This is a genomic window from Bacteroides sp. AF39-16AC, assembly GCF_003602735.1.
Taxonomy (GTDB): Bacteria; Bacteroidota; Bacteroidia; order Bacteroidales; family Bacteroidaceae; genus Bacteroides; species Bacteroides uniformis.
The window spans coordinates 293,862-311,556 of sequence record NZ_QTLN01000003.1 but is presented as its reverse complement, the minus strand read 5'-3'; the positions used below and the strand labels follow the sequence as shown (position 1 = coordinate 311,556).

Sequence of the window (17,695 nt, the reverse complement as noted above, 5' to 3'; positions counted from 1 at the left end):
AAGTGAGAGAGGAATAGCCATGTGTGTTACCGGGCTTCCGGAATATTAGTCGAATCATATACAATCATCGCCCGGCCTTCGGCCAACTTCCTCGCAGTGGGAGGCATCTTGATGAAATAGTTGGAATAAGGTTCCGAACCTTCCTGGTCTCCATTCATCAGCCTGTGGGAAATACGTATCATCGTCTGAATATAGGCCAGCGGCAAAGAAGATTTCAGATAAGGATAATGTCCGCACCAGATATCCTTGATGTGCCCTTCCTTCATGAGCTTTTCCATACGGCAACACGACTCATGGAAAGTGGCGATGGGAGACATCGGCACACACTGCAGCCATACTTCACCCGAGCCGAACGCATCACCCGAATAACAGTCTCCGTTTGCCTTGTCCAGGAGTACCACCGAGCCGGGCGTATGCCCGGGCATCCATGCCACTTCCAGCTTGCGTCCACCCAAGTCGAACACTTGTCCTTCTTCCATATAGAGGAATTCTCCTTGATAATCCGCCGCATGCTGGGGCACCAGCACCGTATCGGCCCGATGCATCCATACTTTATCGAAATACTTGATGCAGCCGGCATGGTCGGGGTGCATGTGGGTGACGATTACTTCCAGCGGTTTCCCGGTTATCTGTCCCACAATCTTATCCAAATCCGCACAACGCGTGCCGGTATCAATCAGCACGGCCTTGTCTTCGCCCTCTATCAGATACATGGTAGTATAGTCCCAAGTGGAAAATACCCAAGTCTTCTCTTTCAACAAGGAAACCTCTACCTCTTCATTCTTGAATACCGTTTGCGCCCCTATAGCCATACAAACAAACAGCAGGGCAAATATCACTAAGTTTCTTTTCATGTTTTTCTTCTTTATATAGTTAAACCGAATTGTGAATTTCTCAAGATAAATCAATAACCGGGATTCTGTTTCAGGTTGCTGTTCACCTCCAATTCATTTTCAGGAAACGGCAGCCACTCGTCGCGATTGGGAGTCCAACCCGCCAACGACTTTTCATTATCGACATAGGTGGTTTTGGTCGTATAACGGGCGTTGTAGATGCCTGCCGCCGTAGTGAGGTCATTATTCGGGTCAGGTACAATCTGGAAAGTCGGTAACTTTTTCCCTTTATCCGCCAATACCGCCGGAGCATCCCCCCAACGCTTCAGGTCCTGGAAGCGCATGCCTTCCATAGCAAGTTCCAAGCGGCGCTCCAGCTTTATATCGGAAAGCGTCACATGACTCTTTCTGGGAAGACGGGCCCTGTCGCGCACTCTGCCCAGATATTCGTCGGCACCGGCTTGGTCTCCCGCCTGGAGGCAAGCCTCGGCAGCCATCAGCAACACATCCGCATATCTGATGACCGGAGTATTGCTCTGGTTTCCACACCAATACCCTACAAATTCGTCATCGGTGCTTGCCAGCCATTTCAGACGGAAATAGCCTTCGCTGGCATATTTGTTGGTAGTCGTGTTCACCGCAATGTTCATGGCAATCACCTGCTCCCAGGTCCTGATCCAGGCATTCAAGCGATACCCGTCGGCACCCTCCTCAGCCACAAAGGCATCGTACAAAGACTTCGACGGATTGAAGTAGCTGTAACCGCTGGTAGTGTTGAACTTATAGTGCATGGACGCTTCCGGACCGGCTATAAAGCCATAGCCGAATCCCCAATTGGCCAAGATGCCGAACCAGCCCTCCTGAGAATACATGTTGGAAGGGTCGTAATGGCGCACACACTCCAGCACATACTCCTTGCAGCCTGCAGAGGCCGGATGATAGAATGTGCTGACATCGGCTATCAAATCATATTTGCCGGAAGAAATGACCTTCTCCAACTCACTTTTGGCATCGGCATATTTCTCCTGATACAGATAAATCTTTCCCAACAAGCAGCGGGCAGCCTCCAACGTGGCGCGGGTTCCCCCGTCCCTGTCTTCCAAACTCGTTTTCGAAGTGAGTTTCCCGGAAGTTATAGCTTCCGTAAGGTCTGTCTCCATGAATTTCCACAACTGTTCGGCAGTGGAGTTGGGCACCTTATACTCTTCCGAATTCTTCAATACCCTATCTACCAAAGGAGGAGTCCCCCACAAAGTGGTCAACTCGAAATAGCAGATGGCTCTGAAGAATTTGGCCTCGGCAATGTTTCTTGCCTTCACTTCACTTTCAGCGGCATCGAACCGCTCAATCACCAGATTGGCCAGATAAATCGTGGCATACAACCTCTTATAATAGTTTTCCACCCAACCGTTCGTGGCCACTATCGCACTTTCGTATATCTCCTGCGCATACACCTGGTCGGAGCGGGCACCACCCGAATTGAAATCGTCTGCCAAGAAATTTTTCAGGAAGAAACCGTTGGCATACTGCGAGGCTTTCTCACCACGCCCGGAATAAGCATTCCGCCAGGACGCATAGACAGCAGCGATGGCAGACTCACACTGTTCATCCGTCTGATAATAATTCTCTTCATTCTCTACACCTTTCTGGGGAATATCCAGCAAATCGACATCGCATGCGGAAAATGTAAGTGCACACGCCAACAGTCCGGACAAGATATATTTTCTTTTCATATTTCTTCTATTTATTATTTAAAATGTAACTGATAAACCGAACACCACCTTCTTCGTTGTGGGATAATTTCCGTAATCCACGCCCATACCGCTGGTAGCCGTGGAGGAAACCTCCGGGTCGAGTCCCGGATACTTGGTGAACAAGAAGAAATTATCCAACGAGGCATATACTCTCAGCTTGTCGACCAGGAACTTCTTCGTAACCGTCCGGGGCAACGTATATCCCAGCTGTATCTGCTTGATGCGGAAATAAGAGCCGTCAAAAATATAAGCATCGGACAAGCCATACTTGTCTGCATTCGTATTCTGCGGCCGTGCAAACTTACGGCTGGTAGTCCCGTCCGCCGTCCAGCGCTGGTCGTACATCTCCTTCAGCGTATAGGATATGGAGTTATAACTGTAGGACATGAATACGTCATTGCCCACGGAGCCGTTGCCGAAAATCAGAAAATCAAAATTCTTGTAGTTGGCGGTCAACGTGATTCCATATGTGAAGTCCGGCATCGGTTTACCAATCATCGCCTTGTCACTGGCATCAATGGTACCGTCACCCGTATTATCCCTGAATACGGGATTGCCCTTGTCATCCAGATGATCGACCTGATAGCCTCTGAAATACCACACCGGATAGCCTACCTCGAATGCGGAGAACGAACCGTTCGAAGCCATTGTAGTGGCGCCTTCTATGCGTCCGCCGCTGACATGCGGATCCAGATAAGTGACCTCGTTCTTCAAAGTGGCCAGATTGGCGGTCACAGAATAGTTGAAATCACCGGCTTTGTCTTTCCATCCGGCCTCAAACTCAAAACCCTTATTCGTCACATTACCGGCATTCATCGGAGCCGATGAGTTTCCCGCCTCATAAGGAATGACAATGTTGGAAACAATCAAGTCTTTTGTCTTCTTCTGATACCAGTCCATACCAAACGAGAAGCGGTCGTTGAAAGCGCGCAAATCCATACCCAAATCCAGCTGTTCGGAGGTTTCCCACTTCAAGTCAGGATTATAGAGCTGCGAAGGTTTGGCAGAAGTGACATATTTCATCGCCGTATTGCTGAAAGAGTACCCGGCAGCCGAAGTCACCAGGGAATTGGAATACTTGTAACCGCTCAGATTGCTTGTGCTGCCATTCTGCCCCCAGCTTGCACGCAACTTCAGGAATGTGAGAGGGGTATTGTTCTTTTCCGTGAAAAAGCGCTCGTTGGAAATGACCCAACCGGCTGATACCGACGGGAAATAGCCCCAGCGATTGGTACCCGGAAGCACGGAAGTATCGGCTGCATCGGCACGCATGGCCGCTTGCAGCATATAGCGGTTCTGGTAATCGTAAGCCAAACGGCCGAAATAGGACAGCTTACGATTAATCAGATTATAACCGGCGGTACTCTTCACGGCATCTCCGGCAGGATACGAAACGTCGGCATACAAAGGATCGTGCTTGGCAGTCTTGTCTACACCGGCAGAAACATAAGTGAAGTTATTCTCGCTGTAGGACATACCCAGCATGGCAGACACATGATGCTTGTCCCACAAATCCGTACTATAATTCACAAAGTTCTCCCACTGATAATAGGTAGTAGAGGAGTTGGAGCGGCTGGCCCCGTTCTTATCCTTATTATTGGCGGAAGCCGAACCGTAATAGAGATTGTTATACTGATAAGTGTTTGCGTTCAGTTCCCTGTAACCCAGCCGGGTAGTAAACACAAATCCTTTGAAAGGAGTCAGGTTGGCATAGAGCGTTCCCATCAGACTGTTGCCGAAGTTTTTCTTGTCGCTCATGCGGATGGCTACCATAGGATGTATCTGTTCCATAGAACCCAGACAGCTGTAATAATCGCCCTTGTCATTGCGCAGCAAAGTAAAGCCGTTGGCAATCAATGCCTCCATTTGTTTAGGAAGCGCATCGGCTGCATAAGTGTCCGCATAATAAGGAGCCATGGTCATCACGGTAGCAATCATACTGGAATATGAATTGCCCGCACTACCGTCATTGATGGATTTCTGCGTATATTTTGCATAATTGGCAGTAACACCTACCTTCAACCAAGGTTTAATGTTATAGTCGGCATTCAGCATGACGGAAAGCCGCTTGTAGGTATCCTTGTTTTCACGAAGAATACCATTGTCATACAGATTGTTTAATGACAGGAAGAAAGAGCCCTTGTCATTCGCTCCCTGAAAGTTGACCGTATGATGGGAGGATGGCGAAGCATTAAAAGCCACATCATACCAATCGGTAGTCGATACACCGTCCCATGTGCCGCTGGTAATAAGCTCCTGGATATTATCATCTGTAAAAGTAGGGTCTTGCTCCTTCTTTTGCAATAAAGCTTCTTGTGAATTAATCAGCTTGGGACGTTGCGCCAGGCTACTGATGGAATATTGAAAGTCGTAGGAAATGCTGCTGGTTCCTTTGCTTCCGCTCTTTGTGGTAATAAGCACTACGCCATTACCGGCCTGCGCACCATAAATGGCAGCGGATGCGGCATCTTTCAGGACTTCCATGCTTTTTATATTATTAGGATCCACAGCACTCAAGTCGGATACTATCAATCCGTCTACCACATAGAGGGGATCGGAAGTACCATTCGATGAAAAACCACGGACACGAATGGTAGGCGAAGCACCCGGTTGCGAAGTTGTGGATATCAGTTGTACACCGGCTGTCTTGCCCTGCAGGGCTTCTTCCACCCGGGTAATAGAGCGGTTCTGGATGTCTTCTGCCTTCACGGAAGAAATGGCGCCTGTCAGGTCGCTCTTCTTCTGTACACCATAGCCCACCACTACCACTTCATCCAGCGTCCGGGTGTCTTCTTCCATCGTTATATTCATTCTCTCTGATACGGCTTTCAGTTCTTGTGTCACATATCCGATGTACGAATAGACAATGACGGCACCTTGCTTTACCTTTAAGGAATAATTTCCCTCCATATTCGTAATCACTCCATTAGAGGTGCCCTTTTCAAGTACACTCACACCAATCATCGGTTCTCCCAAATCATCTGTAATCCGTCCCGATATCATCATCGGACTTTGCGCCAGCATAAAAGGTATTCCCACCCAAAGGAACAGCCAGAATGCCATCAGCTTTCTTTTAAAGTTGTTTTCCATAATGCTTAAATAATTAGATTTGTTAATAAAAAAGCTACATTCACTTATTGTAGGATTTCCGATACAATTTTATCAAAAGAGGAGATAAGAGGATATTGAGAAAATACAAAAACATTTCCTATATGTTCAGATATTGTTTCTTGTACGTTCAAAAGATTATCAATATGTTCAAAACATGCCATACAGCATATTCCAAGCGGAAAAATCACTGTTACAGCAAATATCACCTACTTATTTTCTTTCTACTTTTGTCTGCTCCATTGTAAAAAAACACTCTCCGCGGAACATACCTTAATACACTTCATATATGAAAAAAATCATTCTTTCCCTCATAGCTTTATCTGCAATAGCGGTGTCTTCGTGCCAACCGACAACCGCCAAAGCAGAAGCGGAAAAACAGGATGTTTATAGAATTTCGGCAACCATTTCCAACCAAAACATTACGGATTTCCAAGAAGACGCGCAAGGCTATATCTGGATAGGAACCACACGAGGACTGAACAGATTCAACGCACACGAATACCGGCAATATTACAGTTCCAACGACTCACTGCAACTGCCCGGAGATAGAATCCAGGATATTTTCATGGACTCACGCAAACGCTTATGGATAGCGACAACCAACGGAACATGCCGATATACCGACCAAGACAACTTCTGCCAGATACCCATAAACGTGCCCTATAACAATAGGAACGGACATCAGTTCATAGAAAGCAAGGATGGAAAAATCTTCCTAAACATGGTGGTACATCTCTGCGTCTATAACCCTGAAACAGACACTTTCAACCGTATTTTCATCAACTTTGACCCGGACAAGACCTATAAACAGACCTGCTACATAGATAACAACAACTGTCTGTGGGCCGTCAACCCCGTATCCATCCGATGCTACGACTCCCGAAACATGCAACTGACAGACTCCATACCCATGCCGCAGAAGATTACCTACTCTTACATGCACAACCATACCTCCCTATGGCTGGCAAGCAAGAACCGACTCTTCATATTCGATACCGAAAGCAAAAGATTCAAAACGACTCCCGAAGCAATAAGTAATCATCCCATCTTATCGAAAGCCGCCATCACCTATATACACCCGTACGACAAGAACAGGCTACTGATTTGCACGCAAAAGCATACGTTCCTTTACAACCACATAGAAAACACCGTCATACATGAAAAGGAAAACGGATTTCCATTTGAAGTCCCGCAACATGGCATCAAATGCATGTACACCGACTCGCACAAGAATCTGTGGATAGGCTCGCCGGACCAAGGCTATACCGTACGCTATCATTATAAGGAGCGTTTCAACAGCAACAATTATCTGCGTTCGTTCTTCCATCAAAAATCCATCATAGCCCTCGATGCCGACTCCTGCAACTTGTATATATCCACCCTGAAAGACGGAATGTATATCTACAACCTGAATACCAAGCATATAGAAGCTGTGAATATCAGTAGAATCCTACCTGCACAAAACACAGAAAATATAATTGTCAGACACATCTATCACGACAAAGACCGGCACATCTGGCTTGCCACCAATACCAATCAAGTCATAAAATGCGTGCTCGAGTCTAATCAATTAAAAGCAACGAGTATTTTTTCCGTCCCTTCCGTACTGTGCATAACGCAAGACCGTAACGGAACAATATGGGCAGGCAGCTTCAGCCAGGCAATATATGCCCTGAAAAAAGGTGAAAAGGTATTCACACCCGTATCACTTTATCCCCAGTCATTTTTCACCTTTACTCCTACCCTACGTCCCCTCTCCAATGGAGAAGTATGGATTGCCTCCTTTGCCAACAAGATTCGTTCAATAAATCCGGATACATGGAAAATCCGGATACCGGACATCTCGAGGGCAGACAGCCTGGCCTGCATACGCCGTTCTAAATTTATCCCTTCCGTATTATACGAAGACAGCCAAGGAGATATCTGGATTGGAACCTCCCATAACGGTCTTTTACGATATACTTCGCAGAATCATAAATTATCTCCCATATCCGGCATTGGCTGCACAGAGATTTGCAGCATCGAAGAAGATATACAAGGGAACCTATGGATATCCACATTATACGGATTAAGTAAATATGAGCGCCGGACCAATCAAATCAGCAACTACTATGCAAGCGACGGTATCGGCGGCAATCAATTCTACGACCGTGCATCCTGCCGACTTTCAAACGGAACCTTAGTATTCGGCGGCACTCACGGAATGACATTCTTCAATCCGGTGGAAACTCCTTTCAAATACGATGTTCCCCTGACGTTCGAGAATCTGAAGATTCATAACAAGCTTGTATATCCCGGAAAGAATGCAATCATCGACAAGGACCTCTCCTACCAACCGGACGTATATCTGAAACATAGCCAGACCAGCTTCAGCATATCATTTGCCGCATTGGATTATAGTGAATACGAACGAATACACTATCACTACCAATTGGAAGGCATTGACCGCTACTGGATAAATGCACACACCAACCGGGAAGCTTATTATGCCAACCTTCCCACAGGAACCTATATGTTCAAAGTAAAAATCACCAATGAAGACCAAAGCATAATCGGAGAAGAAAAACAGTTGCGCATCATCGTCAAACCTGCTCCTTGGAATACCTGGTGGGCAAGATGTGCATATGCTCTGGCAATCATCGGAATAGCCGGTACACTTATACACAGTTGGCGGCGCGTAAGAATCGAGAAAGAAACCGCCTGCCGTGCCGAACAAGAAAAAGCACAAGAGCAGAAAATGAATAAGACATACATGAGCTATTTTACCAACATATCCCACGAGTTCCGGACACCACTGACCACGATGTTGGGTTCCATCAGACAACTGTGTGCCGCCCCCACCAATACAGTGCCTAACCGGGAACTACTGAATGTTCTGCAAGACGGTATTCTGCGGATGCTCCAGTTAGTCAACCAATTGCTCGATTTCAACAAATTAGACAACGACAATCTGGGACTGGAGGTTCAACAGACCAACCTTACCTCCACCATCAAACGAATCATCAGTTTCTTCAACATCAATGCCCAAAGCAAGAATATAACCCTTAGCATTCAGGGATTACACCATGACATCCTCTATTGGGCCGATGAAGACAAAGTAGAGAAAATACTGAGCAATCTGCTTTCCAATGCCATGAAGTTTACTCCTACAGGAGGTGAAATAGAAATCTCGTTCGCCATCGTCACACGCCAAGAAGCCGAGGAGTTCTTCTGCCTGACAGAACAAGACAAAAGCGTCCGGTATATCCGGATTTCCGTAACCAACACCGGAGAAAACATTCCGGAAGAACAGTTGGAAAAAATCTTTGAGCGGTTCTATCAGATAAAAGACAACAAAGGGACTTATAATTGGGGAACCGGCATCGGGCTTTATTATGCTCGCAGCCTTGCCCGGTTGCACCACGGATACCTGAAAGCAGCAAACCGGAAAGAAGGGAACGGAGCCATGTTTATCCTGATTCTGCCCGCAGACGATTTCTCGTACACAAAAGAGGAACGGTTCTATGGCAAAAAAAAACTCATAGACAATACTTCCATAGAACCTGCGAAAACAGAACCGGATGCTACCCATGAAGGCAAAACAAGTCCAAAAACAATACTGATAATAGACGATGACCCGGCCATCATGCACTATCTGCAGATTCTGCTGACCCCGCATTATCACATCATCAGCCGACTCAATTCCACCAATATCTTCCAAACCATTACAGATGAAGCCCCAGATTTAATACTGAGCGATGTACTGATGCCGGACAAAGACGGTTACCAGCTTTGCAAGGAGATTAAAGCAAACCTACAATTCTGTCATATACCCGTCATTCTGGTAACCGCCAAATCCACCGTGGAAAACCAGATAGAAGGATTGCATACCGGAGCTGACGCATACGTGCCCAAACCTTTTGAACCGGCTTACTTGCTGGCCCTGATTGAATCACTATTGACGAACCGTGATAAAATGCGCAGTTTCCTGACGAACAATACCCGGACAAGCCGGATGAAAGAACTTGCCCTTGCCCCAAAAGACGAGGCTTTCATGGCAGAACTGTATAAACTAATGGAAAATGAACTGGATAACCCCGAACTGGACATCACGCGGATGGCCGAATTACTCAAAATCTCCCGTACCAAATTTTACTACAAGGTGAAGGGATTAACCGGCAAGAATCCAAGTGTCTTCTTCAGGACTTATAAACTGAACCGCGCAGCCGAACTAATCAAGGAAGGAACCTATACCATCTCCGAAATAGCGGACATGACCGGTTTCAATACCCTTCCCCACTTCTCTACCTGCTTTAAAAAGCAATTCGGCATAAATCCGAGTGAGTATCAATAAACCTTGTATGTCCCTTACCAGCACCCACGGCTCCCTCTAATTCCCTTAAAAGAAAGAGCCGTGGCCTGTATAGAGATTACTTCTGATAAAAGCCGCCAATCATCGCTTGCCATAAACCAGTTTCTTCGTCCGCGGGTCGCGGGAGAATTGTTTCATGAAATCCCACATCAACCGTGCATCAGGCTTGAAGTTCCAATGACCGTAGTCATTCACAGCCACAACTTTAATCAGCGGAATGTCTCCCTTGTAAAGTACTCCCGCTTCCATCGTGACGCGCTTGTTGGTGGAAATCACTTCCCTATCCTTTAGTGCTATGCCGAAGGTGGCATCTTTGGAAAAGTCAGGCCGGCTGCTCACCTCCATGCCGTTCATGGTCTGATAGGCAGTCCAGGCACAGAAGAAGGCATTGGTGCGCCAATTGTTTTCGTTTACAAAAGGCACGACTTCGTCGTCCGTACCCGTCACAGAGAAATAAGCGGTCTCCACACTGCCCCGTTTCTGCACCGCCTCGTTCATCAGGGCTTCGCCACTGTAACCGAACATATACCGGTCGGGGGTCAGCCCAGCCGATTGGGCACCCACAGCGGCAAATACGTGCGACTTGCGTATACCAAGTCCCGTAGCCGTGGCGGCTCCTGCCGAAAGCCCTTCGGCATATACCCGCGAAGGGTCTATCTGCGGATAGGTCTTCAACAGATGATACACCACCTGCTCGATGCCGTCCAACCCCATAGGAGCATAACCGTTGCCCTGCCACTCCAATTCGGCAACAATGAAGTTCTCCTCAACCGCCAACTCAATGAAGCCGGATGTCTCAGCCTGTGTACGCGGATCATTGTTGTTGCCATGCAGCAAAAGCAACAACGGCACAGAAGCCTTTTCTGCCTTCAAAGTAGCTTCCGGATGGAATTCATACCATAGGAAATCGCCTGTACCGATAAGGTCTTTCTTCATCACACGACGAGTGATTCCCCAATCTTCGGGCATGATATACGGCTCCAGCTCATACGTACCATATTGGTCGAATTGAGCTCCCGTGTACCAAGTATGTTCGTAATTGTTGAAACGGTAGTTCTTGCAAAGCAAAGTCTTCCAAGCTTCCGCAAAAGCTTCTTTCAGGGAAATGTACTTGTTTGCACTCACCACAACCTGCTGTAGAGGCTCCTGCCGGTTGGCATAACAAGCCAACCCGTCTTCTTTCCGCACCGGTTCCGCCTGATTCTGCAAGATATAGGCTGCCGCTACCTGCCGACTGTGTGTTCCGGCAATAAAAGCAGGAACGGGGGCGGCACCCTCAGCCGTCTTGGCCGGTCGGCCATTCAGCGATACGATACCGGCAACAGCACCCGCATGTCCGGCAATGGTTCTATTAACGAACGTCGCCCCCTTACCTATACCGATTATCTTCAGATTAGTAAAAACACGCATCTTGTTCAGGAAATTCTTATAAGCTTCCAAATCCTTCACCGCATCATACTCCTTTCCCAAGGGGTTCATCACACAGACCGTCCCCGAATAGGTGTGCGCATAGGACGCAATACCCAATTCATCCGTCAACGCCGCCGCTTCGGAAGCATCGCACGGCTTGTCCGGATAAATCACGAAAAAAGGGGAGAAGCCGGGAAAACGTCCCTCTACACTTTTGCACGTATCACGCGTAATGTAAACTTCCTGCTCCAACCCAGGAAAACGAACAAACGGAGGAAGCCCTTCAGGGGTTCCACCAGCCCCTTTCATCTGCAATGCAACTACAGAAAACAAGAGCCCAAAAATGAAATTCAGTTTCATAGTATCTTTAACAATTTGTTTTACGACCGCAATATTAGCGAATTGCCCTCAAAGCATTCTTTCCTATTTGTTCAAATGTTTATCCTCCGGTTCAATTTTATTCATTACATTTGCAGTGTTTCTTAAAACCAACCGTATATGGCACATCGTCTTAATACCAACAAACAGTTTATGGTAGGCAACGGCATCCTTGCCTTTGCCGTGATTTTCGTAGTCGTCATCTTTGTCTACATGAGCATGAGGCTGCAACAACAGAAAGCGGAAAACCGCAACTTCATCGAAACCTATACCATCACACTGACGAAAGGCTTTGCCGGAGACTCCACCTCCATCTTCATCAACGACAGCCTGCTGGTGAACCGCACCATGACGGAAGAACCTTTCATCCTCGAGGTGAAACGCTTTGCCGAACAAAGCGCACTGATGATTGTGAACAATGCAACCGAGAAGCTTTCCCTGTTTGAGCTTAGCGAAAAAGGAGGAGAATACCGGTTCGAGAAGGAAGGAGAAGAGGTAAAACAACTGGCGCAGGAATAAAAAAGCTCAGCAAGGAGTGTTGTCAGACGTTATCAACTTTCATTTTATTTTTTCTTACATCAATATAAAGCAAATCATCATGGTCTGTTATACTATACAGTTCCATAAAATCCTCTGTTACCAAGTAATATTCGTCAAGCCCCTCACAGTCGCCGATAAATATATGTATATCAGACATTCTTGCTTTATAAACGATAAAATCCCTGTTCCAATAATCAATAAAAAAATAGAAAACGATATTTTTGTCAATTATATCCAATAGATGAAAATAAGGATCTTCCATGTTACAATCTATACTATATGGCACATATTTAAATTTCAGCCATAATGCACGAAGATTTCCAATTACAAATGTGTCATATAACCGTTGTATTAAAATCTCTTTATCGACATCTCCTATTTCCTGAAATGGAAGATGGTTATCTTTGATTGTTCGTTCTATTTCTTTATAATCAAACATGACATTTTGCTTCTGTTAATAATCTCGCATTATCCATACCGGTATTAACTTTCTGAGATACCTTTCAAACGTGATAGAAGAGGCAGACCGCTATATCTCCGTTTTGTATTTCCGGAGTTCTGTTCTCAATGCCTGAGCCCTTCCATCAGTCATCCGGTCGAGCAAAGCCCAGAAACGTTTCCCGTGATTCATCTCGCGGGTATGCGCCAGTTCGTGCAGCAACACATAGTCTATCAGATGTTTGGGAAGAAGTACCAGGTAATAGGACAGATTGATATTGCCACGCGTGGAACAGCTTCCCCAACGCCCGCTACTGGAATTAATCTTCACACTCTTGTAAGGAAGGTTATGTTGCATGGAAAGCATATACAGGCGGGGAGGAAGAATAATCTTTGCATTCCGTCGCAAAGCCTCCTCAATCACCTTACGTAGCCAAGCCTGCAGATTCTCATCCGAGAAATCCGCATCCGGCGGACAGATTATCTGCATTTCTCCCAACTCGGAACGGGACAAGAACCGTTCCCGTTGTCCGCCGACCAACGTCAGCTTGAAGAACTCCGTATCAATGCGGTAATCCAAATCAATCAGCTTTCTGACCTGCTTCTGTCTGGCAGCCCTCAAACGCGAACGAAGCTGCTCGATGGCATTCTCTACCTCGGCAAGAGAAGTCCGGGGAGGCACGGTCACGTGAATTCCATCCTCCTTTGTACGGAAAGTGAGACGCCGTGCCCGGGCATTGACCCGGACAAACAAAGGACCTAGCTCTTTATCTTCTATAATGCGGTTTACTGTCATAAATCAAAGCCTCTCCCGTAGGAAGGGGCGGGGAAGAGGCTTTGCAAATGAACAAAGAATCGTCCAAAAAAGCAAGCAAACACCTGACAAAAGCGGACGGAGTGTCCGATAATGAACACTATGTAAAAGTTATTACACTTTAGTTATCAGCGACTTACACTTGTGGCACAATAATTGATTAAAGTATGATGACCGAGCGTCCTTTGAAAAAAGCATTTCTACATGCAACTTTTTCAAGGCAAATCACGTCTAACTAATAAATACTGAATCACAAAAAACAAAAAAATATGAAAGCTCTAACAACATTTATCGCAATCGCCTTATTGGCATTCAGTACAACCGCTTGTTCACAACAACACACATACCGTTCCGGAGGCTTCGGCAGCAAGACGGTCAAGGCAAGCAAGAACTATGTAACCAAAGACATAAAAGTGAACAACTTCACCAAGCTGAGTGTAGCCGGCAGCCCCGACGTGACCTACACGCAGAAGTCCGGCAAACCGACAGTGGAAGTATACACCTCGGACAACATTGTAGACTTACTGGATATCCGTGTCAAGGACAATACTCTCTACATCGGCTTCAAGAAGAATGTCAGCGTATCCTACAATAAACTGGAAGTACGTGTGTCCGCAGAAAAGTTGAACGGCATTGCCGTGGCAGGTTCGGGAGACGTGGAACTGAAAAACGGACTGAAGACGGACAACCTCAAAATTTCCGTAGCCGGTTCGGGTGACATCAGTGGAAACAACATCTCCTGCATAGACCTCGATATTTCCATCGCAGGCTCGGGAGACATCAACAGCAGCGACATCACTTGCAATGACCTCCAAGTATCCGTTGCAGGTTCAGGTGACATGAAGCTGAACAACGTAACGGCCAACTTCACCAAAGCATCCGTTGCCGGTTCGGGCACCGCTATCCTGAGTGGCAGCACCCAAGAAGCTGAATACAGTGTGGCAGGTTCGGGTGATTTGTTTGCTTCCGATTTCGTTGCCAAGAAAGCATCCGCCAGTGTTGCCGGTTCAGGCGACATCAAGTGCCATGCCACAGATTTCCTGAAAGTACGCACCAGCGGAAGTGGCTGTGTAGGCTACAAGGGCAATCCGGAACTGGATTATCCGAAGAAAGGACTGTATAAGCTCTAACATTGGAAAATATAGACTTTAAGATTAATAATTATAAGCCTAAACTAAATTCTCTCTCAAATAATCACCTATAAAGATGACGAAGGACTCCCGCGAGGAAGTCCTTCGTTTTTTGTACGCCCCACATCTCCGAAGCACGGGAACAACTATCATTTATCTACATTCAGAATACCCGACTCATTGTCGCTGTTATTGATGCGTCTGTCGGATGATTTGTAACGCTTGCCGAACTCGAAGTTATAACTCAGCTTGATAACCGCCATCTGTCCTATCTCTTTCGCATGGCTCCACGAGGTATAGGGTGCCACTTTGCTTACCCGTTCCTTACCCGTCTTGTAGTTGTTGGTGAACGGGAACATCATCCCTACCCCCAGCTGCAGGCGCTTGTGGGTATAAGTGGCCAGAATGGCAGTCTGATTCTCGCCCTTATAAATCGTTTCGCCCATCAGTTCGTTCGCCCTTTTACTGAATTGTCCCAACAGAGAGAACTGCTTATAATTGAACACGGCAACCAGATTGTAATAGAAGTCATTATACGTATGGGTATAGGTATTGCCGTTAGACCAGTAACGTGTAAATCCACCATCTATACTCAGCGTCAGGAAATTCTTCAGACTACCAATGTTCAGTCCGCGGAATGTGAAAGAAGGGCCAAAGCGCAGAAACTGTGCAGAACGCTGGTTCTCGCTCATCGAAACCAACTTGTCTCCCTCGGCAAACACACTCTCCATGATGATATTCTTGTGATAGCCATGTGTCACATTCAGCATGAAGACGAACTTCTGCTTCATATAGGAGTAGTTCAACGTATTGTTAAAGACACTGTAAGTCTCCAATGCCGGATTGCCGCGTACTATCTGGATGGTATCTATCGCCTGCTCCACATTGGTCAACGCACTGAGCGAAGGAATCTTGGGTTCGACATTGAACCGATAGTTGATGTTGCCGTTCTTGTGCGGCGAGAAGTTCAGACGGACAGTGGGGGTAAAGGTGTAATAGGTATGTTCCTCCCCTCCTTCCTTGAAATAAGAGCGGGTCAATCCGGCACTCACACCATAACTCACTTTCTTGATATTTCCCTGCACCTCGGCAAACGCCGCTGTCTTTGCCTGGTTCATTTCCGAAACGACGGGTGAGGAGCCTGCATACTCGTTCCTGGCATACATCCGGTAGTGCCGCAATCCGGAACTGAATACGAGGGACTTGAAACGCTTGTCGTAGATGGCTTCACCGATGATGGAACGCTTGTTTCCCGTCACATCGGTTTCAAGCATCGCCAGGTCTTCGGCTTGAGGAGTATATTCGTGGTAGAGCCTGTTATTGTCGGTGTGCATCAGCGTACCGGTCACGCTCATCGTAAGCATCTGATTCTTCGGTAATGTACGCTGGTAATAAAGGTCGAGCGAAGGAGTGTAGCCGGACTGCTTGTTCTTCAGTCCGGAGAAGATATAGTTATCGGCATCCGCAGCATCATACAGCTTGTTCGACTGGTTCAGAGAGGGAGCATCATAGATACTGTTGCGGAACACGACGTTGAATACGTACTTATCCTGCTCCGTCAGATTGTAAGAGAGGTCGATATTGTGGGTAAAGTGCTTGTTTTGGTCGTGAAGCCCCTCCTGCACACGATGTATCGTCTTATTTTCCAACACATATGTCTCATCTATATCCGTATACGTTTTCTTGAAGTTACGGGCAGACAAGTTATAGAACAATCCCCATTGTGACTTTTTATGATTGAACTTGGCCACCACATTGTCCTCGCTAAACAATATGTGGGGAGCATTAGTGGCTTGTATATTGACCAGTCCGCCCGTTTCGCGGCGGCGGACAATGATGTCTACCACAGCCCCCAGGCTGCTGTCGCCATAGCGCTCTCCCGGATTTTCAATGAATTCTATTCTTACAATCTCCTTGGGCAGGAGGGCTGCCACTTCGGTGGAGGTAGCCACAATACCGTTGATACGTGTCTGTACACTACCGCCATTGGCTTCCAGGCCTTTGCCAAGAGCATCCACCTTCAAGTGCGGAATGGCAAGGTTCAGCATCAGGTCGTAGGGATTGTAGGAATTCTTCATGGCAGTGGCGGTAGGTACTACAACCATGCGGTCTACTTTCTGCGTGATATTGCTGCCCGATATCACCACCTCGTCCAGCGCTACCGACTGTTCTTTCAAGATGATATCCCCCATCTCTACAGTGCCTTGGGGGTTCTTGATGACAATCTGCTCGTCGATATAACCGATGTAGGAGAATTTCAGCAGGAAATCTGAACCGGTGGCGGTTTTCAGAATGAATTTACCTTTTCCATTCGTAGTGCTTCCCGTAACGAATGAAGAGTCGGGTAAGGAAATCAGGGCTACATTGACAAATTCCACCGGCCGGTTCTGCTCGTCTATTACCGTACCGTTCACTTTCACTGTTTGCGCCGCTGCGGCAAAGCTACCCAATAGGTATATGATAGCTATAACAAGAATCTTTTTCATAAATGTCGGCGTTTAGAGTTTGTCTTTTAAAGCTGACTCGATGATTGCCTTTATCTCTTCTGACGAAAGAGATTCTTTATTGGTCCACTCCTTGTCTCTCTCCTCCGAGATATCCAATACGGAATCGCAATGTTCCGACATCAGCAGAAAGAGCATTTTCTCTGAAATTTCGCCCGACGCGTTTATTACCTCATAGTGCACTTCGGCATACTTGCAAAATTTGCCGTCTACGTTACGACCGCACTTACGCTCCAGGTATCCGTAACGGAATTTCTCACCTTCACCTAACTGCGACTTAACATATTCCTTAGTTGCCGACTTTATTTTATACTGGTCGCTTCCGGGGAAGTAACATGAAGTAAGAGATACAAGTGCAAAACACGCTACGATTGTCATTGTTCTGAATGTACTTTTCATAAGACTTTTTGTTTTTTGATTTGATGCAAAGTT

General features: G+C 46.7%; 11 protein-coding genes. 3 read left to right on the top strand and 8 right to left on the bottom strand.

Annotated features, from left to right (window positions below; translation table 11 throughout):
- Nucleotides 1-26: 26 nt before the first annotated feature.
- Genes DW039_RS05060 through DW039_RS05050 form a run of 3 tightly spaced genes read right to left on the bottom strand, consistent with a single transcriptional unit; the run spans nt 27 to nt 5,677 of the window.
- Nucleotides 27-854: an MBL fold metallo-hydrolase gene (locus tag DW039_RS05060; RefSeq protein ID WP_005833720.1), complete on the bottom strand. Its 828-nt coding sequence runs from the start codon at nt 852-854 to the stop codon at nt 27-29.
- A gap of 50 nt (nt 855-904) precedes the next feature.
- Entirely contained in the window at nt 905-2,566 is a 1,662-nt protein-coding gene (locus DW039_RS05055; RefSeq protein WP_005833721.1) for a RagB/SusD family nutrient uptake outer membrane protein, read from the bottom strand.
- 18 nt (nt 2,567-2,584) lie between these two features.
- Nucleotides 2,585-5,677, bottom strand: a complete 3,093-nt coding sequence (locus DW039_RS05050; protein ID WP_120381763.1) for a TonB-dependent receptor — start codon at nt 5,675-5,677, stop codon at nt 2,585-2,587.
- A gap of 307 nt (nt 5,678-5,984) precedes the next feature.
- Between DW039_RS05050 and DW039_RS05045 the strand changes: the two genes are divergently transcribed.
- Nucleotides 5,985-10,031 (top strand): hybrid sensor histidine kinase/response regulator transcription factor, encoded by a 4,047-nt coding sequence (locus DW039_RS05045; RefSeq protein WP_120381762.1) that lies wholly within the window; start codon nt 5,985-5,987, stop codon nt 10,029-10,031.
- A gap of 99 nt (nt 10,032-10,130) precedes the next feature.
- Here DW039_RS05045 and DW039_RS05040 read toward each other — a convergent pair whose 3' ends face one another.
- Entirely contained in the window at nt 10,131-11,819 is a 1,689-nt protein-coding gene (locus DW039_RS05040) for a PHB depolymerase family esterase (protein ID WP_044468376.1), read from the bottom strand.
- A 138-nt stretch (nt 11,820-11,957) separates the two neighbouring features.
- Here DW039_RS05040 and DW039_RS05035 point away from each other — a divergent pair, with 138 nt between their 5' ends.
- Nucleotides 11,958-12,356 carry a hypothetical protein gene (locus DW039_RS05035; RefSeq protein WP_005833728.1) on the top strand — a complete coding sequence of 133 codons (399 nt, stop codon included), beginning with the start codon at nt 11,958-11,960 and terminating at the stop codon, nt 12,354-12,356.
- A gap of 22 nt (nt 12,357-12,378) precedes the next feature.
- Here the strand turns inward: DW039_RS05035 and DW039_RS05030 are convergent, their stop codons facing one another.
- Together DW039_RS05030 and DW039_RS05025 are read right to left on the bottom strand one after the other, a co-directional pair.
- Entirely contained in the window at nt 12,379-12,816 is a 438-nt protein-coding gene (locus DW039_RS05030; protein WP_008662017.1) for a hypothetical protein, read from the bottom strand.
- A gap of 90 nt (nt 12,817-12,906) precedes the next feature.
- Nucleotides 12,907-13,611, bottom strand: coding sequence for a SprT family zinc-dependent metalloprotease (locus DW039_RS05025; RefSeq protein WP_034522882.1), 705 nt, complete (start codon nt 13,609-13,611; stop codon nt 12,907-12,909).
- Between the two features lie 287 nt (nt 13,612-13,898).
- On the opposite strand from DW039_RS05025, the gene DW039_RS05020 reads away from it, so the two are divergent.
- Nucleotides 13,899-14,759 (top strand): head GIN domain-containing protein, encoded by an 861-nt coding sequence (locus DW039_RS05020; protein ID WP_120381761.1) that lies wholly within the window; start codon nt 13,899-13,901, stop codon nt 14,757-14,759.
- A 149-nt stretch (nt 14,760-14,908) separates the two neighbouring features.
- On the opposite strand, the gene DW039_RS05015 is transcribed toward DW039_RS05020, so the two are convergent.
- Together DW039_RS05015 and DW039_RS05010 are read right to left on the bottom strand one after the other, a co-directional pair.
- Entirely contained in the window at nt 14,909-17,245 is a 2,337-nt protein-coding gene (locus DW039_RS05015) for a TonB-dependent receptor (RefSeq protein WP_005833736.1), read from the bottom strand.
- Nucleotides 17,246-17,257: 12 nt separating this feature from the next.
- On the bottom strand, nt 17,258-17,662 hold the full coding sequence (locus DW039_RS05010; protein ID WP_057281895.1) for a hypothetical protein: 405 nt from the start codon (nt 17,660-17,662) through the stop codon (nt 17,258-17,260).
- Between the last annotated feature and the right edge of the window lie 33 nt (nt 17,663-17,695).

Coding starts and splice junctions, on each gene's coding strand:
- DW039_RS05060 (WP_005833720.1), bottom strand. CDS start 854: ATGAAAAGAAACTTAGTGATATTTGCCCTGCTGTTTGTTTGTATGGCT.
- DW039_RS05055 (WP_005833721.1), bottom strand. CDS start 2,566: ATGAAAAGAAAATATATCTTGTCCGGACTGTTGGCGTGTGCACTTACA.
- DW039_RS05050 (WP_120381763.1), bottom strand. CDS start 5,677: ATGGAAAACAACTTTAAAAGAAAGCTGATGGCATTCTGGCTGTTCCTT.
- DW039_RS05045 (WP_120381762.1), top strand. CDS start 5,985: ATGAAAAAAATCATTCTTTCCCTCATAGCTTTATCTGCAATAGCGGTG.
- DW039_RS05040 (WP_044468376.1), bottom strand. CDS start 11,819: ATGAAACTGAATTTCATTTTTGGGCTCTTGTTTTCTGTAGTTGCATTG.
- DW039_RS05035 (WP_005833728.1), top strand. CDS start 11,958: ATGGCACATCGTCTTAATACCAACAAACAGTTTATGGTAGGCAACGGC.
- DW039_RS05030 (WP_008662017.1), bottom strand. CDS start 12,816: ATGTTTGATTATAAAGAAATAGAACGAACAATCAAAGATAACCATCTT.
- DW039_RS05025 (WP_034522882.1), bottom strand. CDS start 13,611: ATGACAGTAAACCGCATTATAGAAGATAAAGAGCTAGGTCCTTTGTTT.
- DW039_RS05020 (WP_120381761.1), top strand. CDS start 13,899: ATGAAAGCTCTAACAACATTTATCGCAATCGCCTTATTGGCATTCAGT.
- DW039_RS05015 (WP_005833736.1), bottom strand. CDS start 17,245: ATGAAAAAGATTCTTGTTATAGCTATCATATACCTATTGGGTAGCTTT.
- DW039_RS05010 (WP_057281895.1), bottom strand. CDS start 17,662: ATGAAAAGTACATTCAGAACAATGACAATCGTAGCGTGTTTTGCACTT.